Annotated in this window: 13 protein-coding genes; 4 read left to right on the forward strand and 9 right to left on the reverse strand. The window is 40.1% G+C overall.

Annotation, left to right across the window (positions count from 1 at the left end; all coding sequences use genetic code 11):
* Positions 1-234: 234 nt before the first annotated feature.
* Positions 235-3126 (reverse strand): TonB-dependent receptor, encoded by a 2892-nt coding sequence (locus ASU31_RS12300; RefSeq protein ID WP_057932596.1) that lies wholly within the window; start codon positions 3124-3126, stop codon positions 235-237.
* A 196-nt stretch (positions 3127-3322) separates the two neighbouring features.
* Here ASU31_RS12300 and ASU31_RS12305 point away from each other — a divergent pair, with 196 nt between their 5' ends.
* From ASU31_RS12305 to ASU31_RS12315, 3 genes are read left to right on the forward strand one after another with little or no spacing between them, the layout of a single operon-like run.
* Positions 3323-5752, forward strand: coding sequence for a penicillin acylase family protein (locus tag ASU31_RS12305; protein ID WP_057932597.1), 2430 nt, complete (start codon positions 3323-3325; stop codon positions 5750-5752).
* Between the two features lie 6 nt (positions 5753-5758).
* A complete protein-coding gene (locus ASU31_RS12310; RefSeq protein WP_057932598.1) occupies positions 5759-6118 on the forward strand; it encodes a hypothetical protein in 360 nt (119 codons plus the stop codon).
* Between the two features lie 19 nt (positions 6119-6137).
* Positions 6138-7121: a LuxE/PaaK family acyltransferase gene (locus tag ASU31_RS12315; RefSeq protein ID WP_057932599.1), complete on the forward strand. Its 984-nt coding sequence runs from the start codon at positions 6138-6140 to the stop codon at positions 7119-7121.
* Between the two features lie 3 nt (positions 7122-7124).
* Here ASU31_RS12315 and ASU31_RS12320 read toward each other — a convergent pair whose 3' ends face one another.
* Genes ASU31_RS12320 through ASU31_RS12350 form a run of 8 tightly spaced genes read right to left on the reverse strand, consistent with a single transcriptional unit; the run spans position 7125 to position 11333 of the window.
* Positions 7125-7562 (reverse strand): Fur family transcriptional regulator, encoded by a 438-nt coding sequence (locus ASU31_RS12320; protein ID WP_057932600.1) that lies wholly within the window; start codon positions 7560-7562, stop codon positions 7125-7127.
* A gap of 20 nt (positions 7563-7582) precedes the next feature.
* Positions 7583-8032, reverse strand: a complete 450-nt coding sequence (locus tag ASU31_RS12325) for a hypothetical protein (protein ID WP_057932601.1) — start codon at positions 8030-8032, stop codon at positions 7583-7585.
* Positions 8029-8466, reverse strand: a complete 438-nt coding sequence (locus tag ASU31_RS12330) for a hypothetical protein (RefSeq protein ID WP_057932602.1) — start codon at positions 8464-8466, stop codon at positions 8029-8031. Before ASU31_RS12330 ends, ASU31_RS12325 begins: the two co-directional genes overlap by 4 nt.
* Positions 8467-8468: 2 nt before the next feature.
* Complete coding sequence (locus ASU31_RS12335) at positions 8469-8900, reverse strand: hypothetical protein (protein ID WP_057932603.1); 432 nt, start codon at positions 8898-8900, stop codon at positions 8469-8471.
* 17 nt (positions 8901-8917) lie between these two features.
* Complete coding sequence (locus ASU31_RS12340; protein ID WP_057932604.1) at positions 8918-10132, reverse strand: ABC transporter permease; 1215 nt, start codon at positions 10130-10132, stop codon at positions 8918-8920.
* Positions 10132-10758 (reverse strand): ABC transporter ATP-binding protein, encoded by a 627-nt coding sequence (locus ASU31_RS12345; protein WP_057932605.1) that lies wholly within the window; start codon positions 10756-10758, stop codon positions 10132-10134. The genes ASU31_RS12340 and ASU31_RS12345 overlap by 1 nt, the downstream gene beginning before the upstream one ends.
* Positions 10751-10909 (reverse strand): hypothetical protein, encoded by a 159-nt coding sequence (locus tag ASU31_RS27470; RefSeq protein WP_157257987.1) that lies wholly within the window; start codon positions 10907-10909, stop codon positions 10751-10753. Before ASU31_RS27470 ends, ASU31_RS12345 begins: the two co-directional genes overlap by 8 nt.
* A 28-nt stretch (positions 10910-10937) precedes the next feature.
* On the reverse strand, positions 10938-11333 hold the full coding sequence (locus ASU31_RS12350) for a MerC domain-containing protein (protein ID WP_057932606.1): 396 nt from the start codon (positions 11331-11333) through the stop codon (positions 10938-10940).
* 86 nt (positions 11334-11419) lie between these two features.
* Between ASU31_RS12350 and ASU31_RS12355 the strand changes: the two genes are divergently transcribed.
* Positions 11420-12622, forward strand: coding sequence for a GTP-binding protein (locus tag ASU31_RS12355; RefSeq protein ID WP_057932607.1), 1203 nt, complete (start codon positions 11420-11422; stop codon positions 12620-12622).
* Positions 12623-12942 lie beyond the last annotated feature (320 nt).

Raw genomic sequence — 12942 nt, forward strand, 5'->3', positions numbered from 1 at the left:
GGATGTGCTTAAGAAAGTACTATAATACAAATATTTTACAAAAGGGCTGTAGCTTTTTTATGAAAAGATTGTTTTAATAGTGTGATTTTTACACTAAGCTATTTATTTTTAGGCTATATTGACATTAAATTAACCTACTGCATGGTAAAACCATAAAAGATAAACTGATAATCAGCGCACAAAAAAGCCCTCTATACTTTTAGCATAGAAGGCCGCTCAAAACTCAATATTTTGTTATGGGTTAAAAGTCAATCCAATATAGTAGATTGCTCCTGCCTCAGGATTACCATAGGAAGTGAAATAGTATTTGTTCAGTATATTTGAGCCACCCAGTTTAACAACCGAGTTTACTGATGGAATCCTTAAACTCACCTGAGCATCCAAAGTGCTGTATGCGGGCACCTGGCCAGCTGAGAAAGAAGAGTTCCAGTAAAACTGATCTTGCCAGCGATAAGAAACATTGAAACCAAAGTTTTTAACAATCTCTTTATTTCCTAAGCCCAGGTTGTAACGGATTTTAGGGGTATTGAAATCATTGATATAATTAGCTGGCAAATCTCCAATCTGGTTATAAGAAACGTTACCACTCACATTCCATTTACCCATCAAATAATCCAGGCCTAACGCACCACCATAAGAAGTAACTGTACCTTCTGCATTAACAGGTACACCATATTTTACATAATCAGTACTTGTACCAACTTGTTGATAAACATTAACTGCAGTAATAAAATCTTTATAACGGTTATAGTAACCATAAGCGTCAATCAATAATCTCGGACTTAACAAGCCCTTATAACCAATTTCATAAGCCTGAACGCTTTCTGGCCGTACACCACGCGGATCGAAGGTATATTTTTGTAAAATGCCAGCTGGCGATGTACCCGACACAAGTGCTGCATTGTAAGCTCTATAACTAGCTTCTGTATAACCTTTAGTTGCTTCGGTAGACAAACCATATTTCGCTAGGCTTACCGGTAAACCACCAATTAACCTTTGCGATCCACCACCAACAGAAAGATCGATGTATTGATTTTGTGTTGTTGGGTTACGGTATCCTGTTTGATAAGATAAACGAATGTTATTATTTTTTGCTACGGTAAAAACCCCTGTGATACGTGGCGTAAAGCGGCCTTCAAAATTTGTGCTTTTATCATAACGGCCTGCAACAGTTAATTTAAAGAACTCCCCAAATTTTTTACCAGCTTGTGCAAATGCACCATATTCGTTTATATTAATTTCACGATTCAAATCGTCAAAAATTGTCCCCCCAGATCTTAATTGATATAACCTTGATGATGCACCAACCTGAAACTCTATTACATTATTAAATAGATTGGTAAAATTGTATTGGCCTTCGTAATGATAAAGATTGGTTTTATCATCAAATTTAGCACCATATACCCCAGTTGCAAAGTTTGTTGCACTGATATTGGTATTCATTATAGCATTTTTATTGTTGATAAAAGCTGCTGAGCCAGGTAAAGCCCTGTTTGCATCGGCAGCGGATCTCGCAGCCGCATTTGCGATAGCATCGGTTGCACCTTGTGCTTTTGCAGTGGCATAGGCAGCAGTATATGTGGGAAACCAGGAGGTTCTGGAAGGACTGGTTTTTTCATTTATATAACTTCCTAAGATTGAAGAAATATAAGAATCTCCTGAACGTTCCTGTGTTGTGTACGCTTTAACAAAAAAGTCCTGGCCTTTTAATTCAATTTTATATTGTCCGATATTAAAGTTTCGGAGCGAATAGCGGTCTGAACCTGTATAAACAGAAGTTCCCGTTCCCCAGTTTGCCTGACCTATTAACTGAATTGTTGGCGTAATATTGTAATATAAACCACCTGAGAATTTTAATGATTTTGTACCGTAGTCAACAAGATCAGACTCGTTATAACCTGTACGTGAAACAGACTGGTTAGAAATCAAACCATTTCGAAGTCCATAAGCCACACCAAGATAGGGCAAAGCAGGGCGTAATGCTGCATAAGCTGGGTTTGCGTTAATTAAGGTAACAAGATTACCATAACTTGCAGTAGGTGCGGCTGTCATAATCCCGTTAAAGCCAGCAAATGCAGCCGCAAGCTGAGGATTAGCGGATATCCCGGCGGCTACAAAACGAAGGTTTGCATTAACCTCATCGCCATAAACATTTACTCCATCATAATTTGGATCAGAACTTCTGTCTCCTGATTTAACTGAATTTGCAGTCCTATCAAAATTAGAATAGTTATTACCAAACCAATCTTTGGCCTGAAGGAATGAAAATGCAGCTTTTACCCCAAATTTATTGTTCCATGATTTTGCCATACGCACATCCAACTGATTGAAAGGCTGCACACTGCTATTATCATCATTAACATGGTTTACTCCTGTTTTATACTGAAAGCTTGCGCCTGGATATTTAAAAGGATCTTTTGAGGTCATCAATAAGGTACCGTTAATACCACCTGCTCCGTAAAGGGCAGATGAAGCACCTGGCAGGAGTTCAACATTATCTACATCGAGCTCGGTTATACCCACAATATTACCCACTGAGAAGTTTAATCCAGGGGCCTGGTTATCCATTCCATCTATATACTGGTTAAAACGCGTATTACCATTTGAATTGAAACCACGTGTATTAATCGACTTGAAAGTTAAACTCTGCATACTGCTTTCTACACCTTTCATGTTGTTCAGTGCATCGTAAAATGATGGCGCCGCAATCTCCCTGATAGAAGCAGCACTCATCCGCTCGATAGAAACCGGTGATTCTAATATACGCTCAGGAGTACGCGATGCCGAAACAACCACATCCCCTCCCAAAACAACTGCCGTTTCGAGTTCCAGGTTAATTCCCGTAGTATTCCCGGTAATTTGCTGTTCAACTGTACCATAACCCACGTAAGACACTACCAACGTAAAGGGAACTTTAGCTGATGTTGTAAATGTAAAACTACCGTTGCTTGTGGATGCCGTACCGCCAGAATGGCCTTTGATGGTTAAACTCACGCCTGCTAGGCCTTCTTTCGATTGCTTGTCTTTTACGGTACCGCTAACCGTAATACTCTGTGCCTGTGCCGCAATGTTGCCTGCGTACACAAATAATAACACATAGAAGATCTGTGTAAAAATTCTGCTCATAAACGATTGTTAATTTGGTTGTTTGTATTATTAGTTATATAAACTTAAATTCTTTTTTTGAATTAAACAAATTATGTTAGCATAATAATTTCAATTCGAATTATAATTTTGATTGATATACAGTTTGTTGTATTTTGCATTAAACATAAACCGTCATTTTGCCCTATCTTAGCAGAAGACTTGTTAGCTAACCATTATGAATAAAATTAAAGCCGTATTCTGCATCATTATTCCGATAGCATTAGCTTTTTTATTTAATACCAAATTAGGTAGTACACCTCCTCTGCTGAAATTCCTAAATCCTTTTATGGGTTTCTGGCAAAATGCAGAGAACAATCATTTTATGTTTAACCATAAAGCGAAGATTAAAGGAGCGATAGATAAAATCGAAATCGTTTTTGACGACCGCATGATTCCACATATTTTCGCACAGAATGATCACGATCTGTACCTGGCACAAGGTTATGTAACCGCCATGCACCGCCTTTGGCAAATGGATTTCCAGACCCGTTTTGCCGCGGGAAGAATTAGTGAGGTAGTTGGCGATAAAGCAATAGAGGTAGACCGCTATCAGCGCCGGATGGGCATGGTTTACGGCGCAGAAAACTCGTTAAAAGGTATGATGGCCGATCCTAAAGCAAAAGAAATGATCTTAGCTTATACCGAAGGAATCAATGCCTATATCAAAACGCTTTCTAAAGCCAATTACCCTTTAGAATACAAGATACTCGATTTTAAGCCTGAAAACTGGACACCTGTAAAATGTGCGCTGCTCCTAAAACAGATGTCGGCAGTATTAGCTATGGGTTCCGACGAATTCTACATGACAAACATCTTGAAAAAATTCGGGCCCGAGGTGACCAAAAATCTTTTCCCGGATTATCCGTTCCGCGAAGACCCGATCATCCCAGTTGGCACAAAATGGGATTTCTCTCCCTTACCAACACCTAAAACGCCAGAAAGCTTCACCCAGGCGCAAACCGGCGAGGTAAAAACAACCGAAAAAATAGAAGGCATTGGCAGTAATAACTGGGCTTTATCTGGTACCAAAACTGCATCAGGATACCCAATTTTGGCAAACGACCCACATTTGGACTTGACACTTCCTTCCATCTGGTACCAGATTCAGCTACATGCACCGGGCGTAAATACTTATGGCGTTTCTTTACCTGGTGCTCCTGGCGTAATTATTGGCTTTAACCAGAAAATAGCCTGGGGTGTGACTAATGTTGCGGCCGATGTACTTGATTTTTATCAGATTAAGTTTAAAGATTCTACCCACAACGAATATTGGTACAACAATAAATGGAAAGCCACAACGAAGAGATTGGAAACAATTAAAATCCGTGGTGGAAAAGATGAAATAGATACCGTTTACTACACCCATCACGGGCCGGTGGTATATTTCCAAAAACCAAAGTATGGCAGGGCCGATAATGTACCTGTTGGCGATGCTTTGAGATGGATTGCGCATGATGAATCGAACGAACTCATGACTTTCTATTACCTGAACCGTGGGAAAAATTATAACGACTACCGTAAGGCCCTAACTTTTTATACCGCACCTGCACAAAACTTTGTTTTCGCTAGTGTGGATAACGATATTGCCATTACACCAAATGGTAAATTCCCTTTGAAATGGAAGGATCAGGGCAAGTTTATCCTCGATGGTACCGACCCAGCCTACGATTGGCATGGCTGGATCCCAAATGCACAGAATCCAACAGTTAAGAATCCTCCGCGTGGTTTTGTAAGCTCAGCCAACCAGTCTTCTACCGATACTACTTATCCATACTACATTAACTGGGAATTTGCACCTTACGAGCGTGGAAAAAGGATCAACGATCGCTTATCGGCCATGAACAAGGCTACATTGGATAGCATCCGTTTGATGCAGACCGATAATTATAGCATTATGGCACAAAACCTGGTTCCTGCTTTATTGCCCTTATTGAATAATGAGCAATTAAACGCAACACAAAAAGAAGCATTGGCTTACCTGAACAAGTGGAACAAACGTTATGATGCCCACGAAATTGCAGCCAGTGTATTTGAAATATGGACCAAACGCTTATCACATGATATCTGGGCGGACGAATTCGAGGTTAAAGGAATCCCTATGCGTTACCCTTCGAGAGACCGCACGGTTGAGATGATTTTGAAAGAACCCAATGCAACCTGGTATGATAATATCAATACCAGCAAAAAAGAAACATTATCTGACCTGGTTAACGAAGCTTTTAAATATAGCTGCGATAGTTTGGAAAGACGTTTTGGGCCGATAAACAAAGATTGGGACTGGGCAAATGTAAAACAGACCAATGTACCACACCTGGCCAAAATACCCGGATTCGGTTCTAAGGTTTTACAGATTGGTGGCGCGAAAACAGCGATTAATGCTTTGAGCGAAGCCAATGGGCCTTCATGGCGGATGGTTATTGAACTGGGTAAAACGCCAAAAGGACACGGGGTTTATCCAGGCGGTCAATCGGGTAATCCTGGAAGCAAATTTTATGATAATATGATCGATACCTGGGCAAATGGCAAATTGTACGATCTGTTTTATATGCAAAGTCCTGATGATAAATCGGGTACGGTTATTTCTCGTTTAAAAATTTCTAAATAGGCTAAAATGGTTTTCATTGTTATATTAATAATCTGTTTCCTTTTACAAATGATTGCCCCCTGGTGGATCATTATTGTGATTTCTTTTGCCACCTGTGGCATTATCGGCAAAACAGGAAAAATAGCCTTCTGGCAATCTTTCCTTGCTATTTTCTTACTTTGGATCGGGTATGCTTTATTTAAAAGCTTGCCTAACGATAATGTACTCGCTGGCCGTGTGGCCGTAATGACTGGCATAAAATTGTGGTGGGCACTACTGTTAGTTACCGGGATTTTAAGTGGCCTGGTTGCCGGAATTAGCGGTTATTGTGGCTATCAGTTCCGCATGGCGATGCTGGCAAAAAAAACTGACGAGAAAATAGCATAATGCTTCGTACTTTTGCCCTGTGAATTTAACAGCTAACGATATATTTTCTGTAAAAAGTACCGATGCGTTTAACGCCCTTGCCTTAAGCATTTTTAAGTTACAGGCTCAAAACTGCAATGTTTACCGAGAATATATCTTTCATTTAGGTGTTGATGCTGATGAAGTAAAGGAAATTGCACAGATACCTTTTTTACCCATCAGTTTTTTTAAAAGCCATTCCATCCTCAGCAGTACCAATCCTGTCGAAATTACTTTTAGCAGTTCTGGCACTACAGGCATGGTACAGAGCAGCCATCATGTAACCGATGTGAAATTATATGAACAGAGCTATTTGCAGGCTTTTGCCCAATTTTATGGAGACATTACTGAATATTGCTTTTTGGCCCTACTCCCATCCTATCAACAGCGAGCTGGTTCATCGCTGATTTACATGGTCAACGATCTGATCGAAAAAAGCAGGCATCCACAAAGTGGTTACTTTTTATACAACCGTGATGAATTGCTGAAAACCCTCCTCGATCTTAAATCAAAAAAACAGAAAACCGTTTTAATTGGTGTTACTTATGCCCTGCTCGATTTTATAGAACAATTTGAAATCGATTTCCCCGAGCTCATTGTAATGGAAACGGGAGGAATGAAAGGGAAACGTAAAGAAATGGTACGCGAGGAGCTACACGAACAGTTAACCAAAGGATTTGGTGTAAAAGCTATCCATAGCGAATATGGAATGACTGAACTACTTTCTCAGGCTTATTCTTTGGGTGAAGGTATCTTTAATTGCCCCAGCTGGATGCAGGTTTTAATCCGCGACACCAACGATCCTTTAAGTTTGATAGCGAATGGCAGGACTGGCGGCATCAATGTAATCGACCTGGCCAATCTCAATTCTTGCTCATTTATTGCCACACAGGATCTGGGCAGAATAAATCCTGATCAAAGTTTTGAAGTGTTGGGCCGGTTTGATAATGCCGATGTAAGGGGATGTAATCTTTTAGTGCAGTAAACGCTAATTTACCTTATCCGAACAGCTTGCGCATAAACCGGTAGCAATTAGGTTAAGGTGTTCTACTTTAAACCCTGCCGGAACTTTTAATGCCGGAATTTTAACGGTATCCAAACAGTAAATTTTATGACAGTTATCGCAGTTAAAATGCACATGTTCATCATGATGCTCGTGTGCACTGCAGCCATCAGAACAAATGGCATAATTGGCAGTGCCCTGCTGATCTAAAACCTTATGTATAATCCCTTTTTCTTCAAAAGCCTGCAAAACACGGTATAAAGTAACTCGGTCAGCATTCTTGCCCATCACCTGCTCCAGATAAGGCTGAGATGTTGCAGAATCTCTTCCGCTCAAAATCTCCAGCACCTGCAAACGTGGGGCAGTTCTTTTTAGTCCATTTTTAACTAAAAGTTTTTCGAAACGCGCTGTTTTGTTTTCCATAGCAATACAAAAATAAGGAATTAATTAATCAGTTTGGCATTCTTGATGCTTATTGGCGGCGCATAGCTCGCATCCTTTTGCTCCAATTTCAAAATCCCTCTAACCCGGATAGGTTTTTCACTATACAGTACGGCATTTTCCATCTCTACCATAATCATTACCGGAATACCATTCTGCCCACAAAAATAACATTGGTTAATGGGCAGGGTAGCCAAAAGAAATTTCTGTTGTTTTTGTCCGCTTTTTATAGGGATCAGGTAACCTGTTAAATCGAACTCCCTATTCTCAAAACGTCTGATCGATTCAGTAAACAGGGGCAAAAGTTCATTCTTTTCGGTAAGTTCAAATTTCACCGAGCCAATTACATCCCAGTTTAAAGACCGTAACTGATCTTTTGGGCTGTGCTTTTGCGTTTGTGCGGTAACTGAGCAAACTGAAAACAGAAAGAAAATAAAATGCAAATGTCTCATCGTTTTATAGCATCTAAAAGAAAAAAAGTAGATCGGCTATCACCAGAATCGTTGATTATAAATTTGCCTTTTAGGGTAATGGGCTCATCGGTCCAGGTAATCGGTTTTAAAGTCTTCACTTCTATCATCGAAGGGATATCCCCAGTGCCACAATACGGGCAGGAGGCAATGGACACAATAGAAAACATAAACTCGCTGAAGCTATTGCCAACTTTAGTAGGGATAATATACCCGGGAAGTTCGATTATCTTATTATGGATTGCCTTTAATGCAGGTGGAAAAACAGCCTGCCAAACCAATGGTTTTACCTGCTTATCGTATTTTAAGCCGATCAGGTTCCAGGTGGGTGTGCGCATATCGGTATGTACATTTACCTGTGCACCAGCCGTAAAAGAGATCAATATTAATAAAACCGTTATATATTTTTTCATCATAACTATTTTGCGTTTAAAAGAAAAAATTCGCTCCTGTCATCACCCGAATCGTTAATAATGAATATCCCGTTCAGTTTGATCGGTTTTTCGGTAATGGGAATAGCTGTTAACATTTTCACCTGCACCATTGATGGAATATCGCCCGAGCCACAGTACGGACAGGAAGCAATAGGCACAATGGAGAACATAAATTCGCTAAATTTCGACCCTACCTTTGTGGGAATGATGTAACCGGGCAGCTCGATAACCTTATTGTGTAATGCCTTTAATGCAGGTGGAAAAACGCTTCCCCATTTCTTTGGAGCAATTTCGGCATCATACCTTAAACCGATCAGGTTCCAGGTAGGCGTGCGCATGTCGGTATGTACCTTAACCTGCGCCGCTACTACGTGGATAACTAAACATGAAACAACCAATAAAACCATTTTTTTCATCGTATTAACCTCACGGGTTATCTGTTTTTGGTTAAAGTTTCGGCTATATCAACCTTGTAAATCTGCATAGCAGGAATAAGCGAGGCTAAAGCGCCGATAAACAGTCCGATCCAGATTAAATATACTTCCTGTGGAATTGCAGTAAGCCCTGTTAGTTTTGCCTGCGAAGATTCCTGGTAGGCTCCAATTACCTCAAGCGCAACATGGCCGATCAACAAACCCAAACAGGCACCGATAAACGTAACCAAAACCCCTTCAAACATGACCAGAAAAAAGAGTTTCGATTTTGATGCACCAAGACAGCGCATAATGGCCAGGTCGTATTTCCGTTCTTTCATGGCGTTATAAAGACTGATAAAAATACTCAGGGCAGCAATCCCCATAATAAATATGGCGAACCATTGTAACGTATCAATCCCAACACCGATCAGCGAAAACAACCTTGCACTTTCCATCGCCGGAGAGGCTGCCTGCATGTTTGTACTCTGGTTAACCATCCGCGGAAAAAGAATCACCGACATTGGCGATTTATACTGGATCAGCAAAGCTGTAATCTCTTTATCGTTAATCTCTTTGGCTTCTGCTGCAGAAACGTGGCTATGGCCCTCAGCATGCTTCTCTTCATGCATTTTATACACACTACCAATATTTGTGAGGATCAGATTATCGGTTATATTTCCTTGTGGTTTTAAGATCCCTTTTACCTCGTAAGCATGTTGTTTATGAACATCTCCATTCCCGGTTAAACCATGTGCCCCGAAAAAAGAATCGCCAATCTTGAGCCCCGATGTTAAGGCAACAGTGCTACCAAGGGTTACTTCTAAGTCTTTATGCCAAAAACTGCCCTTTTGGATAGATAAACCGTAAAGATTGGAGAAAGTACTATCAGTGCCAACAATCCGGTAGCCGTTATAATTATCGCCCAATGCCAATGGAACAGCCCTTTTAACCATAGGGTTCTGCATTAATTTGTAGGCATCTTTAGCCGGAATATTTCCCGTTGGGTAATCGATATGGTAAACGCTGCTTAATATCAATTGTAAGGGGCTTCCTTTTGCCCCCACAACCAGATCAATATCCTTGGCATTTTTCTCCAGTTTGTTGCTAATCTGTGTAGAAGCCAAAAAAAGAATAGACAGGATGCCCACACCAAAGGCAACTAAAATAATATTCAAAATTGTTGTTAGCTTATTCCTGACGAGGTTTTTGCTACTGATTTTAAAGATGTTCATTAGAGTAGATAGGTTTTAGTAATGTGGTCCCGAACTCTTCGGTCGTGTGTGGCAATAATCAGTGCAGCTCCATTATCTTTAGCCTGGGTAGTCAACATCTGGATTACCTGATTGGCATTTTCATCATCTAAGCTAGATGTAGGCTCATCAGCAATCAACAGATCGGGTTTGTTTACCAATGCACGCGCCACCGAAACCCTTTGCAACTGCCCCTGACTTAATTGGTCAGGATAATTTTTAGCCAGCTCACCAATACCCAGATCGTGCAAAAGTGAAAGATTCCTTTCATGATCTACAGGTAGCCCCGCCATTACCGCAGAAAGTGCTAAGTTATCGAACACATCAAGTGAACGAATAAGATGCGGCCTTTGAAAAATGATACCGATATGTCTTCCCCTAAACCTATCCCGCCCTCTTGCAGGCAAAGTATATAAATCAGTTCCGTTAATTAAAACTTCACCCTGGCTTGGCTCCAAAAGGCCAGAAATAATATTGAGCAATGTGCTCTTTCCACTACCAGATGCACCTAGTAAAAGCCAATGCTCCATATCGGCGATTTCCCAGTATGGAAATTTTAATCTTCTCCCCTTCTCATAAACATGTGCCAGTGAACTGATCTTAATCATGATGTAACACCTTTTGCACTTTTTTAACTACCAGATTTTTGATGGCATAACGCCTGTACAGTTCTATTCCATTATTTGTACCGTGCTTGCAGGCAGGGTTTAACATGGTAATAAATAACAATGCAGGGATAAATAATATTTTATAATTCATTGACATATTGGTTAATAAGGATAAATTTTTAGTATTGATGATCTATGGGGCAAGATTTAAGCATTCTTAAATTGATATAATGGGCAGTCGCAATGGTAAATCCACCAAGCGGGATCAAAATCGGCTCCAGCAGCTCAATTCCCGAAAAATGCCCGAAAGCGATGCAGGCGAAGCCTGAAATAAGTACCAGGATTGGCATAATACGGTGATGTTGTTTCCGGTAGGCAGCACTTAAGCTCCAGATACCAATAATCAATGAAACTGCAATCATCGTGATTTCAACCGCTTCATTGGCCAGGAAACCCATTCCCCACATCGGTAAAACAGTAATCAGGAATGGTAATGCTGCGCAATGTATGGCACAAAGTGTTGAGGCGGTGATGCCGATCCGGTCGAGGTTAATTTTATAGCTCCTTAGTTTCATTAAAATAAATTTAGTCCACAAATATAAAAGCAATATAGTTGCATTTAAAATAATCAAACTTATATTTGCAACATAATTGCATTAAAATGATAAAGAAATTACCAGTAACCGTATTGAGCGGTTTCTTGGGCAGTGGTAAAACGACACTGCTCAATGCTATATTGAGGAATAAGCAAGATTTAAAAGTGGCCGTTATCGTGAACGATATGAGTGAGGTAAATATCGATGCGGCTATGGTTAAAGATCAGCACACCTTATCTAAAACCGATGAAAAGCTGGTAGAGATGAGCAATGGCTGCATCTGCTGTACCCTGCGCGAAGACCTGATGATCGAAGTGGAAAAACTGGCAAAAGAAAAACGCTTTGATTACCTTTTGATCGAAAGCACAGGGATATCTGAACCCATTCCTGTTGCACAAACATTTTCTTTTGTTGATGAAGCTTCAGGTATTGACCTGAGTAGATTTAGCCGGTTAGATACCATGGTAACTGTTGTAGATGCTTATAATTTTTACAGGGATTTTGGTTCGGCAGATAAACTTGCCGACCGCAACATGGTTGATAATGTGGCTGATAAACGCACTATTGTAAACCTACTTACCGACCAGATCGAATTTGCCAATGTGATTTTACTGAACAAGACCGATCTGGTAAGTGATACCGATATTAAGGTACTTAGGGCGCTGATTTCCAAACTGAACCCAAATGCCAAAATTTATCAGACACTTTTTGGAGAAATAGATCCGGCCTTAATTTTAAACACAAGACTGTTCGATTTTGAATCTGCATCTGAAGGAGCAGGATGGAAAAAGGAGCTCGAAGAAATCCATCAGCCCGAAACCGAAGAATATGGGATAAGTTCTACCGTATTCCGCTCCAAAAAACCTTTTCACCCTGAAAGATTATGGCATTACATCAATAAGGAATTTCCACAGAACATTATCCGTTCAAAAGGTATCTTCTATTTAGCCGCCATGCCAGAGCAGGCCATTAATTTCTCGCAGGCGGGCGGTTCCTTACGCATCGATCTGGCTGGCGTTTGGTGGGCAAGTATGCAGCAGCAAGAACGTGAACAATACGTGGACTACCTTGAAAACAGAACTGAAATTGACGCAGATTGGGATAATGATTTTGGAGACCGTAAAAATGAACTTGTTTTTATTGGGCAGGAAATGAATAACGATGAGCTAAAAAAATCGCTCGAATATTGTCTGTTAACTGATACAGAAGTAAAAAATTATAAAACAAAAAACACCTTTAAGAACCCTTTTGAAAATATTTTACCTTAAAATGAAATAATAGTCGATGAAATGAACAAAATGGTAGTTTTTCGATGATATTCTTAGGTTTTATTTTGTGTAAATTTGATTTGCCCAACCAAACTTACGCGTATTATGGAACCCTCAGAAGAATTAACTTTAGTTAAAACCCGCTTATCTTGCCCGAAATGTAAAAATTTCGAAACCTACAGGGTGCCAAGGGGTTTTCTCTTTAAAACGCTTATGCCATGGATTTCAGTTAAGAGATACAAATGTTATAAGTGTTTTAATAAGTTTTACGTATTTAATTAACATCTATAAGTTAACATCTCATTTAAGCCACTTTAGTG

Origin of the sequence: Pedobacter ginsenosidimutans, from assembly GCF_001442625.1 — a bacterium.
Lineage (GTDB): Bacteria > Bacteroidota > Bacteroidia > Sphingobacteriales > Sphingobacteriaceae > Pedobacter > Pedobacter ginsenosidimutans.